This is a genomic window from Streptomyces siamensis, from assembly GCF_039543605.1.
GTDB lineage: Bacteria > Actinomycetota > Actinomycetes > Streptomycetales > Streptomycetaceae > Streptomyces > Streptomyces siamensis.
In genome coordinates, this window is sequence record NZ_BAABKB010000002.1 from 512252 (window position 1) to 528484 (window position 16233).

General features: G+C 69.7%; 11 protein-coding genes. All 11 read left to right on the forward strand.

Going from position 1 to position 16233, the window contains the following annotated elements:
* Positions 1–21: 21 nt before the first annotated feature.
* The 11 genes from ABEB03_RS04990 (at position 22) to ABEB03_RS05040 (ending at position 15993) form a co-directional block, all read left to right on the forward strand.
* Complete coding sequence (locus ABEB03_RS04990) at positions 22–2646, forward strand: valine--tRNA ligase (RefSeq protein WP_345641732.1); 2625 nt, start codon at positions 22–24, stop codon at positions 2644–2646.
* Positions 2647–2844: 198 nt separating this feature from the next.
* Complete coding sequence (gene folC, locus ABEB03_RS04995) at positions 2845–4383, forward strand: bifunctional tetrahydrofolate synthase/dihydrofolate synthase (RefSeq protein WP_345641735.1); 1539 nt, start codon at positions 2845–2847, stop codon at positions 4381–4383.
* Between the two features lie 5 nt (positions 4384–4388).
* Positions 4389–4742, forward strand: a complete 354-nt coding sequence (locus ABEB03_RS05000; RefSeq protein WP_345641738.1) for a DUF4233 domain-containing protein — start codon at positions 4389–4391, stop codon at positions 4740–4742.
* A gap of 159 nt (positions 4743–4901) precedes the next feature.
* Positions 4902–5315: a nucleoside-diphosphate kinase gene (ndk, locus tag ABEB03_RS05005; protein ID WP_095934321.1), complete on the forward strand. Its 414-nt coding sequence runs from the start codon at positions 4902–4904 to the stop codon at positions 5313–5315.
* Between the two features lie 315 nt (positions 5316–5630).
* Complete coding sequence (locus ABEB03_RS05010; protein WP_028802628.1) at positions 5631–6650, forward strand: rod shape-determining protein; 1020 nt, start codon at positions 5631–5633, stop codon at positions 6648–6650.
* Between the two features lie 189 nt (positions 6651–6839).
* Positions 6840–7778, forward strand: a complete 939-nt coding sequence (gene mreC, locus ABEB03_RS05015; protein ID WP_345641744.1) for a rod shape-determining protein MreC — start codon at positions 6840–6842, stop codon at positions 7776–7778.
* An 18-nt stretch (positions 7779–7796) separates the two neighbouring features.
* Complete coding sequence (gene mreD, locus ABEB03_RS05020; RefSeq protein ID WP_345641749.1) at positions 7797–8465, forward strand: rod shape-determining protein MreD; 669 nt, start codon at positions 7797–7799, stop codon at positions 8463–8465.
* A 113-nt stretch (positions 8466–8578) separates the two neighbouring features.
* Positions 8579–10834: a penicillin-binding protein 2 gene (mrdA, locus tag ABEB03_RS05025; RefSeq protein WP_345641752.1), complete on the forward strand. Its 2256-nt coding sequence runs from the start codon at positions 8579–8581 to the stop codon at positions 10832–10834.
* A gap of 34 nt (positions 10835–10868) precedes the next feature.
* A complete protein-coding gene (rodA, locus tag ABEB03_RS05030; RefSeq protein ID WP_028802624.1) occupies positions 10869–12068 on the forward strand; it encodes a rod shape-determining protein RodA in 1200 nt (399 codons plus the stop codon).
* Between the two features lie 218 nt (positions 12069–12286).
* The gene (locus ABEB03_RS05035; RefSeq protein ID WP_345641756.1) at positions 12287–13804 is read left to right on the forward strand and encodes a CYTH and CHAD domain-containing protein; all 1518 of its coding nucleotides are present in this window, start codon (positions 12287–12289) and stop codon (positions 13802–13804) included.
* Between the two features lie 209 nt (positions 13805–14013).
* Positions 14014–15993: a TIGR03960 family B12-binding radical SAM protein gene (locus tag ABEB03_RS05040; RefSeq protein WP_345641759.1), complete on the forward strand. Its 1980-nt coding sequence runs from the start codon at positions 14014–14016 to the stop codon at positions 15991–15993.
* The last annotated feature ends 240 nt before the right edge of the window (positions 15994–16233 follow it).

Sequence of the window (16233 nt, forward strand, 5' to 3'; positions counted from 1 at the left end):
TGACGCCCCTAAACTGACCCCGTGACCGACAACGCTCAGCAGCAGCCGCCAGCATCCACTCCCGAACTGCCGACCCAGTACGCGCCGGCCGAGGTAGAGGGGAAGCTGTACGAGCGCTGGGTGGACAAGGGGTATTTCGCCGCCGACGCGAAGAGCGAGAAGCCGGCGTACACCATCGTCATCCCCCCGCCGAACGTCACCGGTTCCCTGCACCTGGGCCACGCCTTCCAGCACACGCTGATGGACGCCCTCACCCGCCGCAAGCGCATGCAAGGGTACGAGGCCCTGTGGCTGCCCGGCATGGACCACGCCGGCATCGCCACCCAGAACAAGGTCGAGCAGCAGCTCGCCGAGGAGGGCAAGTCCCGGCAGGACCTCGGGCGCGAGGAGTTCGTCGAGCGCGTCTGGCAGTGGAAGGAAGAGTACGGCGGCAAGATCCTCGGCCAGATGCGGCGCCTCGGGGACGGCGTCGACTGGGACCGCGAGCGGTTCACCATGGACGAGGGCCTGTCGAAGGCCGTCCAGACCATCTTCAAGAAGCTGTACGACGACGAGCTGATCTACCGCGCCGAGCGCATCATCAACTGGTGCCCGCGCTGTCTGACGGCGATCTCGGACATCGAGGTCGAGTACCAGGAGGACGACGGCGAGCTCGTCTCCATCAAGTACGGGGAGGGCGACGAGACCCTCGTGGTCGCCACCACCCGTGCCGAGACGATGCTCGGCGACACCGCCGTCGCCGTCCACCCCGACGACGAGCGGTACCAGCACCTGGTGGGCAAGCGGATCAAGCTGCCGCTCACCGACCGGAGCATCCCCGTCGTCGCCGACACCCACGTCGACCCCGAGTTCGGCACCGGTGCCGTCAAGGTCACCCCCGCCCACGACCCGAACGACTTCGCGATCGGCCAGCGCCACGGCCTGGAGTCGATCACGGTCATGGACGAGCGGGCCGTCATCACCGTCCACGGGCCCTTCCAGGGCCTGGACCGCTTCGAGGCACGCAGCGCCATCGTCGCCGCGCTGCGCTCGCAGGGCCGGATCGTTGCCGAGAAGCGCCCCTACGCCCACTCCGTGGGGCACTGCTCGCGCTGCCGGACGACCGTCGAGCCGCGCCTGTCCATGCAGTGGTGGGTCAAGGTCGGCCCGCTGGCGCAGGCCGCCGGTGACGCGGTCCGTGACGGCCGGGTCGCCATCCACCCCGCCGACATGTCGAAGCGCTACTTCGACTGGGTCGACAACATGCACGACTGGTGCATCTCGCGCCAGCTGTGGTGGGGCCACCGCATCCCCGTCTGGTACGGGCCGGAGGGCGAGGTTGTCTGCGTCGGTCCCGACGAGGAGGCGCCGACCGGTGAGGGCTGGCGTCAGGACACCGACGTCCTCGACACCTGGTTCTCCTCGGGCCTGTGGCCGTTCTCCACGCTCGGCTGGCCGGAGAACACTCCCGACCTGCAGAAGTTCTATTCGACCGACGTCCTGCTCACCGGCCACGACATCATCTTCTTCTGGGTCGCCCGGATGATGATGTTCGGTCTGTACGCGATGGACGGCGAGGTCCCGTTCAAGACCATCGCCCTCACCGGCCTGGTCCGCGACGAGCGCGGCAAGAAGATGTCGAAGTCCTTCGGCAACGTCGTCGACCCGCTCGACTGGATGGACAAGTACGGCTCCGACGCCGTCCGCTTCACCCTGGCCCGCGGTGCCAACCCCGGTACGGACGTGCCGATCGGCGAGGACTGGGTCCAGGCGTCCCGGAACTTCGCCAACAAGATCTGGAACGCCACCCGCTTCGCGCTGATGAACGGCGCGACGGTCGAGGGCCCGCTCCCCGAGCCGGAGGAGCTGTCGGCGACCGACCGCTGGATCCTGTCCCGGCTCAACAAGACGGTGGCCGCGGTCGACGCGTTCTACGAGGACTTCCAGTTCGCGAAGCTCTCCGACGCGCTCTACCACTTCGCCTGGGACGAGGTCTTCGACTGGTACGTCGAGCTGTCCAAGACGACGTTCATGGGCGGTGGCGAGGCCGCGAAGGTCTCCGGCCGGGTCCTCGGCGAGGTCCTGGACGTGACGCTGCGCCTGCTCCACCCGGTCGTCCCGTTCGTGACGGAGACCCTCTGGACCACCCTCACCGGTGGCGAGTCGGTCGTCGTCGCCGACTGGCCGAAGGACAGCGGCTTCCGTGACGACGCCGCGGAGCGGGAGATCGAGTCGCTCCAGCAGGTCATCACCGAGGTCCGCCGGTTCCGCGCCGACCAGGGCCTCCAGCCCGGCCAGCGCGTCCCGGCCCGGCTGACGCTCGACGGCACGGCGTTCGCCCCGCACGAGGCGGCCATCCGCCAGCTGCTGCGTCTTCAGCCGGAGGGCGACGCCTTCTCCGCCACGGCGACCCTGCCGGTCGCGGGCGCCGAGGTCGCCCTCGACCTGTCGGGCACCATCGACGTGGCCGCGGAGCGCAAGCGCCTCGCGAAGGACCTCGCGGCCGCCGAGAAGGAGAAGGCCCAGGCGAACGCCAAGCTCGGCAACGAGGCCTTCCTCGCCAAGGCGCCGGACAACGTCGTGGAGAAGATCCGCACGCGGCTCGCCAAGGCGGACGAGGACATCGCCCGTATCCAGGCACAGCTGGACCGCCTGCCCGAGGCGTAGGCGCCGGCGCGTGACACCCCGGGGAGCCCCGCTCCCCGGGGTGTTGTGCTGTCTGCCCGTCCGGCCGCCCGGCGCCGAGGCCGTGCGCGCCCGTGCGGGGCCCCGGGAGCCTCACGTGCACGGACCAGGGACGGGTCGGGCGGACGGGGCGAAAACCCCACACGAACACAACCCAGCGGCGCTCCGTAGACTGGCCTCGTGAGTGACCTGCCCCCGCACGACAGCAGCGAGCCGGACGAGCCGGAGCCCCGCGATCCGCTGGGTCTCTTCGACGAGATCGTCGCGGCCGAGACCGACCGAGACCCCGACCTGGCGGTGATCGAGGCCGGCAGCCGCACCCTGCGTACCCAGGGCGGTGGCGCCCCGACGGCCGACGTCCCCGCGCGCCCGGCCGACCCCGAGGTCGACAAGGCGCTGCGCGAGGTCGAGGCGGAGCTCGCGACCCGCTGGGGCGAGACCAAGCTGGAGCCGTCCGTCGCCCGTATCGCCGCCCTGATGGACGTGCTCGGGGAGCCGCAGCGCGCCTACCCCTCCATCCACATCACCGGGACGAACGGCAAGACGTCCACGGCCCGCATGATCGAGGCCCTCCTCGGCGCCTTCGACCTGCGCACCGGGCGGTACACGAGCCCGCACGTGCAGTCGGTCACCGAGCGGATCAGCCTGGACGGGACGCCGATCTCCGCCGAGCGGTTCATCGAGACGTACGAGGACATCAAGCCGTACGTGGAGATGGTCGACTCGCAGCAGGAGTACCGGCTGTCCTTCTTCGAGGTGCTGACCGGCATGGCGTACGCGGCCTTCGCGGACGCGCCGGTCGACGTGGCCGTCGTCGAGGTCGGCATGGGCGGCAGCTGGGACGCCACCAACGTGATCGACGGTGACGTCGCCGTGGTGACGCCCATCGACCTCGACCACACCGACCGGCTCGGCGGGACGCCCGGCGAGATCGCCGTCGAGAAGGCCGGCATCGTCAAGCAGGGCGCCACCGTCATCCTGGCGCAGCAGCCGGTCGACGCGGCCCAGGTGCTGCTGAAGAAGGCCGTGGAGGTCGACGCCACCGTCGCCCGCGAGGGCCTGGAGTTCGGCGTCGTCGCACGGCAGGTCGCCGTCGGCGGACAGCTGGTGACGCTGCGCGGGCTCGGCGGGGAGTACGAGGACGTCTTCCTGCCGCTGCACGGCGCGTACCAGGCGCACAACGCGGCCGTGGCGCTCGCCGCGGTCGAGGCGTTCTTCGGCGTCGGCGCCGCCCGCGCCGAGCGGCTCGACATCGACACCGTCCGCAAGGCCTTCGCCTCGGTCTCCTCGCCGGGCCGCCTGGAGATCGTGCGCCGCTCGCCGACCGTCGTCCTGGACGCCGCGCACAATCCGGCCGGAGCCCGGGCGACCGCCGAGGCCGTCAGCGAGGTCTTCGACTTCAGCCGGCTGATCGGTGTCGTCGGCGCGAGCGGCGACAAGAACGTACGCGGGCTGCTGGAGGCCTTCGAGCCGATCTTCGCCGAGGTCGTCGTGACGCAGAACTCCAGCCATCGCGCGATGGACGCGGACGAGCTGGCCGGGATCGCCGTGGAGATCTTCGGCGACGAGCGGGTGCAGGTCGAGCCGCGGCTCGACGACGCCCTGGAGGCCGCGATCACACTCGCCGAGGAGGAGGGCGAGTACGCGGGCGGAGGCGTCCTCGTCACCGGTTCGGTCATCACGGTCGGCGAGGCCAGGCTGCTGCTGGGGAGGGGCTGACCCACATGCGTACGCTCTGTGCTTCGACGCTGATCGGCGAGTTCTTCGTGATCGGTTTCGCCGGGCTCGTCGCCATGAAGGACCCGGATCTGTCGACGTCCACGGTGTGGACCGTCAGCGGCATCGTCATGGCGTTGAGCGTGCTGCTCTGCGGCATGATCACCCGGCCCGGAGGTGTCCAGCTCGGCTGGGCGCTGCAGATCGCGCTGATCGCCGGCGGGTTCGTGGTGCCTTCCATGTTCTTCCTCGGCGCGATCTTCGCGGCCCTGTGGTGGGCGTCCGTCCACTACGGTCGCAAGATCGACGAGGCGAAGGCGAGGTTCGCCGCCCAGGCGGAGGCCGGTGGCAACGCGGCGTAGCCGCCCGCGACTTGTCCCTCCCGCGCGCCGCGCGGGAGGGCTCGTTCCGGGAGGCCGGGCGCGTCCGGCGCCCGTCACACCTGACTCTGCGTAACAGGCACCCGGACACGCCCTGTAGCCTCGGTCATCCGCACACTTGTGACCTGAAGGAGCCACCCCGTGAGCCAGCGCACCCTCGTCCTCCTCAAGCCCGATGCCGTCCGTCGGGGACTGACCGGCGAGATCATCAGCCGTATCGAGCGCAAGGCCGGCTGGCAGATCACCGCGCTGGAGCTGCGCACGCTGGACCAGGACACGCTGGAGCAGCACTACGGCGAGCACAAGGGCAAGCCCTTCTACGAGCCGCTGGTGGCGTTCATGTCCTCCGGCCCCGTCGTGGCGCTGGTCGTCGAGGGCGAGCGCGTCATCGAGGGTGTGCGGGCGCTGGCCGGTCCGACCGACCCGATCGCCGCGGCCCCGGGATCCATCCGTGGTGACTTCGGTGTCATCGTCCGCGAGAACCTGATCCACGCGTCGGACTCCGAGGAGTCGGCCGAGCGTGAGCTGAAGATCTTCTTCCCGGGTCGTGTCTGAGGGTCGCGGACGTCAAGTTTTCGAATTATTTTCTGAGGGGCCGTCACGTCACTCGGATGCCTGACCTGGGACGGCCGATGATTTTCGGCCGTCCCGTGGCATATGCGTGGCGATCGGGGGAACGCATGCCTCCGATGGCCCGTCTCCAGAAGCGAGGCGGTTCATCATCTGCTGACAATGGCGAAGACCCTCGCGCAGTGTTCGGGCAGGCGCGTCTACGATGGAAGCCTTCACGTCGCTGCACCCACCTCGCCGTCCTAAAAAGCCGTCAAAGCTCCACTTGGGAAGGCCAGACGAATCCTGATGGGGAACTCAATGTCGTTCATCGGCCGTGACATGGCTGTCGACCTCGGGACCGCCAACACGCTGGTGTACGTCAGGGGTCGCGGGATCGTACTCAACGAGCCGTCCGTCGTCGCGATCAACACCAACACCGGTGGGATCCTGGCGGTCGGCGCGGAAGCGAAGAAGATGATCGGCCGGACGCCGGGCAACATCGTGGCCGTGCGTCCGCTGAAGGACGGCGTGATCGCCGACTTCGAGATCACCGAGCGCATGCTCCGCTACTTCATCCTGAAGATCCACAAGCGGCGCTACCTCGCCCGTCCCCGTGTCGTCGTCTGTGTGCCCTCCGGCATCACCGGCGTCGAGCGCCGTGCCGTCATCGAGGCGTCGTCCCAGGCCGGCGCCCGCCAGGTGCACATCATCGAGGAGCCCATGGCCGCGGCCATCGGATCCGGCCTGCCGGTCCACGAGGCCACGGGCAACATGGTGGTGGACATCGGCGGCGGCACCACGGAGGTCGCGGTCATCTCGCTCGGCGGCATCGTCACCGCCCAGTCCATCCGCGTCGCGGGTGACGAGCTGGACAACGCGATCATCCAGCACATCAAGAAGGAGTACAGCCTCCTCCTCGGCGAGCGCACCGCCGAACAGATCAAGATCACGATCGGTTCGGCGTACGACCTGGACGCTGACGAGCACACCGAGATCCGTGGCCGGGACCTGGTCTCCGGACTGCCCAAGACCGTCGTCATCTCCGCGGCCGAGGTCCGCAAGGCGATCGAGGAGCCGGTCAACGCGATCGTCGACGCCGTGAAGACGACGCTCGACAAGTGCCCGCCCGAGCTGTCCGGCGATGTGATGGACCGCGGAATCGTTCTGACCGGCGGCGGCGCGCTGCTGCGCGGTCTCGACGAGAGGCTGCGGCGCGAGACCGGTATGCCGATCCACATCGCCGAGGACCCACTGGACAGCGTGGCGCTCGGTTCCGGCAAGTGTGTCGAGGAGTTCGAGGCGCTCCAGCAGGTCCTGGACGCCCAGCCCCGCAGATGACGTAACACTTCGATTCCGCCGTACGAGATCATCCCTTCTCGTGCGGCGGATCGTTGATATGGAGGCATAAACTCCTCCGACATAGAGTCATATCCTCCCCCATAACAGCCTGATCGCCCCGTGAGCATCATTTTGCTCGGGGTTCGCCCCTGTTGAACCATTCCAACGAGGAAGGCACGGCCGCCGCACGTGAGGGACACACGAGAGAGCCGGCTGCTCCTGGTGCTGCTGATCGCCATCGCGTTCGCACTGATCACGGTGGACATCCGCGGCGGGCAGGACTCGCCGGTGGACGGTGCCCGGCAGGCCGCCGCCACCGTCTTCGGCCCGATCGAGAACGGGGTGTCGTCCGCGGTCGACCCCGTCGGCAACGCGATCTCGGCGGTCCGTGACTCCGGCGACCGGCACGACCGCATCGCGCAACTGGAGCGCGACAACGCGGCGTTGAAGGCGAAGCTCGGAAGCGACGACCGCAACCGCAGCCGCCTCAAGCAGCTCGACAAGATGATCAAGGTGGCCGGTGAGGGTCAGTACGGCATCAAGGGAGCCGAGGTCATCGCCATAGGGGCCGCCCAGGGCTTCTCCTGGACCGTCACCATCGACGTCGGCGCCAACGACGGCGTCAAGCGCGACATGACCGTCCTGAACGGCGACGGCCTAGTCGGCCGCGTCACCACGGTGGGCCCCGACACCGCGACCGTCCTCCTCGCCAACGACCCCGACTTCACCGTCGGCACGCGGATGGAGTCGACCGACGAACTCGGCTTCGCCTCCGGGCAGGGCGACCGCCCGCTGCGCGTCGAACTCCTCAACGGCAAGGCCAAGATCAAGAAGGGTGACCGGCTGATCACCTTCGGCTCGCAGGCCGACAAGCCCTTCGTGCCCGGCGTCCCCGTCGGTGTCGTCTCCCGTGTCGACCCGTCCGGCGGCGGCCTGACCCGCACGATCTACGTCAAGCCGTTCGTCTCGTTCACCAAGCTCGACATCGTCGGCGTCGTCGTCACGGCCCCCCGCAAGGACCCGCGCGACGAAGTGCTGCCGCCCAAACCCAAACCGACGCCCACGCCGACGGTGACCGTCACGGTCACCCCTTCGGCGGACGCCACCGACGACGGCCAGCAGCAGTAGCAGGAGGAGCCGAATCCCATGCGTTTCAACCGGATGCTGCTCTCCGCCACCCTGGTGGTCGTCGCCCTGGTGATCCAGGTGAGCGTCCTGGCCCGGCTCCACCTCCCGGGCGCCGTCCCGGACCTGGTGCTGCTGACCGTCCTCGCCCTCGCCATGGTCTACGGCCACGTCAGCGGAGCCCTCATCGGCTTCGCGGCCGGCCTGCTCGCCGACCTCGCGCCGCCCGCCGACCACGCCGCCGGACGCTACGCGCTCGTCCTGTGCGTCATCGGCTACCTCGCCGGACTGGTGAAGCCGGAGACCGGCCAGCTCAAGTCCGCGACCGGACCGATGGCCGTGGTCGTCGCCGCCGCGATCGGCTCCACGCTGCTGTACGCCGGTGTCGGCGCCCTCGTCGGCGACACCGCCGCCCGCCACGTGGGCCTCAACAGCCTGCTGCTGACGGCCGCGGTCTACGACCTGCTGCTCGCGCCGTTCGTCGTCCCCGCACTGATGGCCCTGGCCCGGCGCGCCGACAACGACCCGCTCGCCGAAGCCGGTTCGTCCAAGGCGGCCGACGTCTCCGCCGGCTGGCTCTCGTCCGGCACCGGCCTGCGCATCGGCGGCCAGCGCGGCGGCCTGCGCGTCAAGGCGGCCAAGGCCCGCGTCGCCCGCGCCGGACGCATCAAGGGGGTCAAGCGGCTGTGAGCGCACCCCAAGCGCCGCTCGCGACACGGGACTTGACCGGCGGCGGCGCCGCCGCGCACAGGTTCGCCGTGTACTCGTATGTCCCGTACACACACTGAGAGGGGGAGGCACCAGTGACCAACATTCCCGAGACCGGCCGGACCCCACGGGTCCAGATCCGGCTCGTCGTCATCCAGATTCTCGTACTCTCCCTCCTCGGCACGCTCGGCGGACGCCTCTGGTACCTCCAGATCCGCAACGGGGACGAGTACGCCAAGGAAGCCTCCGGCAACCACGTCCAGCAGGTCGTGCAGCCCGCCGTGCGCGGCTCGATCCTGGACGCGCGGGGCGTGCCCATCGCCGACAACGAGACCCGGCTCGTGGTCTCCGCCTCCCGCACCGACCTGCTGAAGATGAAGGACGACGGCAAGGCCGTCCTGACCAAGCTCGCCGCGGTCCTGGGCATGAAGCCCAAGGACGTCATGGAGAAGGTCCGCCTCTGCGACGCCAAGACGCCGCAGCCCTGCTGGAACGGCTCGCCCTACCAGCCGATCCCCATCACCGACGAGGCCACCCCCAGGCAGGCCCTGCAGATCCGCGAGCGCTCCGAGGACTTCCCCGGCATCACCGCCGAGCCCGAGGCCGTGCGCCGCTACGCGGCCCCCGGCAAGGCCAACACCGCACAGGTCCTCGGCTACCTCTCGCCCGTCACCGACGACGAGATCACCAAGGCCAAGGACACCGACTCGCCCTACCTGCGCTCCGACCAGGTCGGCCGCAGCGGCCTGGAGCGCGAGTACGACAAGGAGCTGCGCGGCAAGGCCGGCGTCACCCGCTACGAGGTCGACAACCTCGGCCGCGTCATCGGCAAGGCCAAGAGCGACGCGGCCGAACCCGGCGCCAACCTGGTCACCAGCATCGACGCCAGGGTGCAGCGGGTCGCCGAGTACGAACTGAACGAGGCGATGAAGATCGCCCGCACCCAGTTCGACAAGATCACCGGCGAGAACTACAAGGCCGACTCCGGCGCGGTCGTGGTGATGGAGGCCAAGACCGGCCGGGTCGTCGCCATGGCGTCCAACCCGTCGTACGACCCGAACGCCTGGGTCGGCGGCATCTCCGGCAAGGACTACACGCGGCTCACCGGCAAGAAGTCCAACTACCCGCTGCTGAACCGCGCCATACAGGGTCAGTCGGCGCCCGGCTCGACCTTCAAGGTGGTCTCCACGGCCGCCGCCGTCGAGGCCGGATACGACTTCGACGGCCGGTACCCGTGCACCAGCTCGTACTCCGTCGGCGGCCAGACCTTCAAGAACTTCGAGGGCGAGAGCTTCGGTCCCATCTCGCTCGGCCGGGCGCTGGAGGTCTCCTGCGACACCGTCTTCTACGGACTCGCCGACCGCGAGTGGAAGAAGGACGGCGGCATCAACCCCAAGAAGGGCCAGCCGAAGGACTTCTTCTACAAGACCGCCCACCAGTTCGGCCTCGGCAAGGAGACCGGCCTCGACCTGCCCAACGAGGTCACCGGCCGCATCCCGGACCGGAAGTGGAAGGCCGACTACTGGAAGGCCAACAAGGACGCCTGGTGCAAGACCGGCAAGAAGAACGGCAGCTACGTCGAGAAGATCGCGTACGAGAACTGCCTCGAGGGCAACAAGATGCGCGAGGGTGACTCGATCAACTACTCCATCGGTCAGGGCGACACGCTCGTCACCCCGATCCAGGAGGCCGTGATCTACGGGGCACTCGCCAACGGCGGCACCATGTACAAGCCGACCATCGGCAAGGCCATCGTCAGCGCCGACGGCAAGACGGTCCAGGAGATCAAGCCGCGGCCCAGCGGCAAGCTGCCGATCACCAAGGCCACGCTCAAGGGCATGGACGCCGCCCTCGAAGGCGTCGTCACCCGCGGTACGGCCGCCTGGAAGTTCGGCGGCTGGCCGCAGGACAAGATCCCGCTGCACGCCAAGACCGGTACCGCCGAGGTCTACGGCAAGCAGACCACGTCCTGGCTCGCCACGTACTCCAAGGACTACACGATCGTCATGACGATCGCCCAGGCCGGTACGGGTTCCGGCGCCTCCGGTGAGGCCGTGCGCAGCATCTACAACGCGCTCTACGGCGTCGGCACCGACGGCTCGATCGACAAGAAGAGGGCCCTGCTGCCCACCCCGCAGAAGAGCCTGCCGAAGATCCAGACCGACGGCTCGATCGACGCACCGGCGATGTCCAAGGACCCGGCCAAGGACCTTCGGGCCACCGAGAAGGACACGTCCGGCGACGACGACCAGCAGCTGCCCGCCGGCACCACACCGTCGCCGACCGCGAGCAACCGCGACACCCGCAGGCGCACCGCCCGCCCGAAGAAGCGGCGGAGGAACCTGACATGACGACCGGAGCGACGAAGCTGCTGAGGATGCCGACATGACCGGAGCGAACAACTTCTCCGTCTCCGGGTACGGACCCGAACGTGCCGGCTGGACCCGCCTGTTCGCCCGCGACTCGCTGGCCCGCCGGCTCGACTGGCCGATACTGCTGTCGGCGATCGCGCTCTCGCTGATCGGTACGGCACTCGTCTACTCGGCGACCCGCAACCGCACCGAGATCAACCAGGGCGACCCGTACTACTTCCTCGTCCGGCACCTCATGAACACCGGCATCGGGTTCGCCCTGATGGTCGGCACCATCTGGCTCGGCCACCGCACCCTGCGCACGGCCGTGCCGATCCTGTACGGCGTCTCCGTCTTCATGATCCTGCTGGTGCTGACCCCGCTGGGCGCCACCGTCAACGGCGCCCACGCCTGGATCGTCTTCGGCGGCGGCTTCTCGCTCCAGCCCTCCGAGTTCGTGAAGATCACGATCATCCTGGGCATGGCGATGCTCCTCGCCGCCCGTGTCGACGCGGGCGACAAGCCCTACCCCGACCACCGCACGGTCCTTCAGGCCCTCGGCCTCGCCGCCGTACCGATCATGATCGTGCTGCTCATGCCCGACCTCGGCTCGGTCATGGTGATGGTGATCATCATCCTCGGTGTGCTGCTCGCCTCCGGCGCCTCCAACCGCTGGGTCTTCGGCCTGCTCGGCACCGGCGCCCTCGGCGCGATCGCCGTCTGGCAGCTGCACATCCTGGACGAGTACCAGATCAACCGCTTCGCCGCCTTCGCCAACCCCGACCTCGACCCGGCCGGCGTCGGCTACAACACCAACCAGGCCCGTATCGCGATCGGTTCGGGCGGCCTCTTCGGCACCGGGCTCGGCCACGGCTCTCAGACCACCGGCCAGTTCGTCCCCGAGCAGCAGACCGACTTCGTCTTCACGGTGGCGGGGGAGGAGCTGGGCTTCGTCGGCGCCGGGCTGATCCTCGTCCTGCTGGGCGTCATCCTGTGGCGCGCCTGCCGCATCGCCCGCGAGACGACCGAGCTGTACGGCACGATCGTCGCCGCCGGCATCATCGCCTGGTTCGCCTTCCAGGCCTTCGAGAACGTCGGCATGACGCTCGGCATCATGCCCGTCGCCGGCCTTCCCCTGCCGTTCGTCTCGTACGGCGGCTCGTCCATGTTCGCGGTGTGGGTGGCCGTCGGGCTGTTGCAGTCGATCCGGGTGCAGCGACCCATGTCGGCGTAGTCGGTTGCTGGTGCTGGTGCTGGTGCTGGTGCTGGTGCTGGTGCTGGTGCTGGTGCCGGTGCCGGTGCCGGCAACGGACTCGGAGGCGGGGGCTGGTCCGGGTCCGGGCCGATGCCGGCCCGGTGCGGGCGCCGGCCCGGGGCGAATTCCGGCCCCTTCCTGCACTCCCGCGGGGCCGGGCACTGCCATCCCGGCCCCGACGGCACTAGATTCGGTTCATGGCGGACACGAAGCGCGAGATCGAGCGGAAGTACGAGGGTCCCTCGGCCGGAGGGGATACCGGCCTGCCGGACCTGACCCGCGTACCAGGAGTCGCCGGCGTCATCGACAAGGGTCTGGCCGAGCTCGACGCCACCTACTACGACACGGCCGACCAGCGGCTCGCCGCCGCCTCCCTCACGCTGCGCCGCCGCACCGGCGGTGACGACGCGGGCTGGCACCTCAAACTCCCGGTCTCCGAAGGCGTCCGCGACGAGGTCCGCGCGCCGCTCTCCGACACCGTCCCCCGCGCGCTGAGCGGCCTCGTCCGCTCCCGTGTGCGCGACGCCGAACTCGTCCCCCTCGTCCGCCTGCTGTCGGCCCGCGACGTCCGCCACCTCGTCGACGCCTCCGGCGCCCTGCTCGCCGAGGTCAGCCTCGACCGCGTCCACGCGGAGCGGCTCAGCGGCGGCAAGGGCACCGCCGAGTGGACCGAGATCGAGGTCGAACTCGCGGACGACGGCGACCCCGCCTTCCTCGACAAGGTCGAGAAGAAGCTCCGCAAGGCGGGCATCAGCCGCTCCTCCTCGCCCTCGAAGCTCGCCAGGGCGCTCGGCGAGACGGGCAAGAAGAAGAAGTCCGCCACCGCCGGGCCCGAGGACGCCCCCGTCACGGCGGGAGACCACGTCCTCGCCTACCTCCGCGCCCAGCGCGACGCGATCGTCGAACTGGACCCCGCCGTCCGCCGCGACGTCTACGACTCCGTGCACAGCATGCGCGTCGCCACCCGCCGGATGCGCAGCGCCTTCCGCTCGTACGCCAAGGTCCTCGACCGCTCCGTCACCGATCCGATCGGTGACGAACTGAAGTGGCTCGCGGGCGAGCTGGGCGTCGACCGCGACCAGGAAGTACTCACCGAACGGCTCACCGAGTCCCTCGACGGCCTTCCCCGCACCCTGGTCTCCGGACCCGTCCGCACCCGGCTGCGCACCTGGGCCCACGCCCGCCGCGGCGGCTCCCGGCGGCGCCTGATCGCCGTACTGGACGGGAGCAGGTATCTCGACCTGCTGATCGCGCTCGACGCGCTCGTCACCGACCCGCCGCTGCTCAAGGCCGCGGGCGGCGATCCCTCGACGGTGATCGCGAAGGCCGTCCGCAAGGACTACGGGAAGGTCGCCGGTCTGGTCGGACAGGCTCTCGACCTGCCCCCGGGCACCGACCGCGACAGCGCGATGCACGAGGCCCGCAAGAAGGCCAAGCGCGCCCGGTACGCGGCCGAGGCCGCCACTCCCGCCCTCGGCGGGCCCGCGGCCGACCTGGTCAGGTCGATGAAGTCCCTGCAGACCCTGCTCGGCGACCACCAGGACAGCGTGATGACGCGCGAGGCGCTGCGCGAGCTGTCGGCACAGGCCCACGGGGCGGGGGAGAACGCCTTCACGTACGGCGTGCTGTACGGACGCGAGGAGCAGCGGGCGGCGGAGGCCGAGGCGGCGCTGCCCGGCCTGTGGGAGGCCGTGGAGGAGCAGACGGCGGTCTGACCGCCCGGCGGCTTCCGTGCCCGCCCCTCGGGCACCCTGGCTGGGGCTGGGGCTGGGGCTGGGGCTGGGGCTGGGGCTGGGGCTGGGGCTGGGGCTGGGCCGGAGACGGAGCCGGAGACGGAGCCGGGTCGGCGGCCGACGGTCCGGTGCTCCCCTCCGGCCGCGTTAGGCTAGATGGTCACCCCTGTCAGCTCACGAAGGTTCGCGAGATGCCCGCCGAAACCGCCGAGGCCGCTGAGTCTGTGTTTCCGCAGCTCGAAGCTCTGCTCCCGCACGTGCAGAAGCCGATCCAGTACGTCGGCGGAGAGCTCAACTCCACGGTCAAGCCCTGGGACGCCTGTGACGTCCGCTGGGCGCTGATGTACCCCGACGCCTACGAGGTCGGACTGCCCAACCAGGGCGTCATGATCCTCTACGAGGTACTGAACGAGCGCGAGGGCGTCCTCGCCGAGCGCACCTACAGCGTGTGGCCGGACCTGGAGGCGCTGATGCGGGAGCACGGCGTCCCGCAGTTCACCGTGGACAGCCACCGCCCGGTGAAGGCCTTCGACGTGTTCGGCCTGTCCTTCTCCACGGAGCTGGGCTACACGAACATGCTCACGGCCCTCGACCTCGCCGGGATTCCCCTGGAGTCCAAGGACCGTACGGTCGACGACCCGATCGTCCTCGCGGGCGGCCACGCGGCCTTCAACCCCGAGCCCATCGCCGACTTCATCGACGCGGCGATCATCGGCGACGGCGAGCAGGCCGTGCTCGACATGACCGAGATCATCCGCGCCTGGAAGGCGGAGGGCCGCCCCGGCGGCCGCGAGGAGGTCCTCTTCCGCCTCGCGAAGACCGGCAGCGTCTACATCCCGGCGTTCTACGACGTCGAGTACCTCCCCGACGGCCGCATCGCCCGTGTCGTACCGAACAAGTCGGGCGTGCCGTGGCGCGTGTCCAAGCACACCGTCATGGACCTCGACGAGTGGCCCTACCCGAAGCAGCCGCTGGTCCCGCTGGCCGAGACCGTCCACGAGCGGATGTCCGTGGAGATCTTCCGCGGCTGCACGCGCGGCTGCCGCTTCTGCCAGGCCGGCATGATCACGCGCCCCGTGCGGGAGCGAAGCATCACCGGCATCGGCGAGATGGTCGAGAAGGGTCTGAAGGCGACGGGCTTCGAGGAGGTCGGCCTGCTCTCCCTGTCCTCCGCGGACCACTCGGAGATCGGCGACATCGCCAAGGGCCTCGCGGACCGGTACGAGGAGGACAAGATCGGTCTGTCCCTCCCCTCCACCCGCGTGGACGCCTTCAACGTCGACCTGGCCAACGAGCTGACCCGCAACGGCCGCCGCTCCGGCCTCACCTTCGCCCCCGAGGGCGGCAGTGAGCGCATGCGCAAGGTCATCAACAAGATGGTCTCGGAAGAGGACCTCATCCGGACCGTCTCCACCGCCTACGGCAACGGCTGGCGCCAGGTGAAGCTGTACTTCATGTGCGGCCTGCCGACGGAGACGGACGAGGACGTCATGCAGATCGCCGACATGGCGATGAACGTGATCGCCGAGGGCCGCAAGGTCTCCGGCCAGAACGACATCCGCTGCACGGTGTCCATCGGCGGCTTCGTCCCCAAGCCGCACACCCCCTTCCAGTGGGCCCCGCAGCTCTCCGCCGAGGGGACGGACGCCCGCCTGGAGAAGCTCCGCGACAAGATCCGCGGCGACAAGAAGTACGGCCGCTCGATCGGCTTCCGCTACCACGACGGCAAGCCGGGCATCGTCGAGGGCCTGCTCTCCCGCGGCGACCGCCGCATCGGTGCCGTGATCCGCGCCGTCTACGAGGACGGCGGCCGCTTCGACGGCTGGCGCGAGCACTTCTCGTACGACCGCTGGATGGCCTGCGCGGAGAAGACGCTCCCGGCGTTCGGCGTCGACGTCGACTGGTACACCACCCGCGAGCGCACCTACGAGGAGGTCCTCCCCTGGGACCACCTCGACTCGGGCCTCGACAAGGACTGGCTGTGGGAGGACTGGCAGGACGCCCTCGACGAGACCGAGGTCGAGGACTGCCGCTGGACCCCGTGCTTCGACTGCGGCGTCTGCCCGCAGATGGACACCCACATCCAGATCGGCCCCACGGGCAAGAAGCTCCTGCCCCTGACGGTCAAGAACGCCGGCCCGACGCCCGCTTCGAGCGGTCACACTCACTGAGGTGAGGGGGGCGCTCGATCGGGTGGTTGAGGCGCTGGCGGGGGCGAGCGAGGACGAGGTGGCTGCCGCGCTGTCTTCGGCTGGCGCCTCGCGCCTCCGCCCGTCTGCGCCGACGGTGTCCCCTCGGACGCCGTTGCCGGAGCCTGGAAGCGTTGCCGGGATTGTCTCCGAGGTGGAGTGGGTCTGAGGGCAGTCCGGCGCTGCCACGCGACCGATACCGGCTGAGCCCCCTTCCTTGAT

What these genes read in the sequence shown, in the direction of transcription:
- ABEB03_RS05000 (WP_345641738.1), top strand. Translation starts at nt 4,389, where the DNA reads ATGCGTACGCTCTGTGCTTCGACGCTGATCGGCGAGTTCTTCGTGATC.
- ABEB03_RS05010 (WP_028802628.1), top strand. Translation starts at nt 5,631, where the DNA reads ATGTCGTTCATCGGCCGTGACATGGCTGTCGACCTCGGGACCGCCAAC.
- mreD (WP_345641749.1), top strand. Translation starts at nt 7,797, where the DNA reads ATGCGTTTCAACCGGATGCTGCTCTCCGCCACCCTGGTGGTCGTCGCC.
- rodA (WP_028802624.1), top strand. Translation starts at nt 10,869, where the DNA reads ATGACCGGAGCGAACAACTTCTCCGTCTCCGGGTACGGACCCGAACGT.
- ABEB03_RS05035 (WP_345641756.1), top strand. Translation starts at nt 12,287, where the DNA reads ATGGCGGACACGAAGCGCGAGATCGAGCGGAAGTACGAGGGTCCCTCG.
- ABEB03_RS05040 (WP_345641759.1), top strand. Translation starts at nt 14,014, where the DNA reads ATGCCCGCCGAAACCGCCGAGGCCGCTGAGTCTGTGTTTCCGCAGCTC.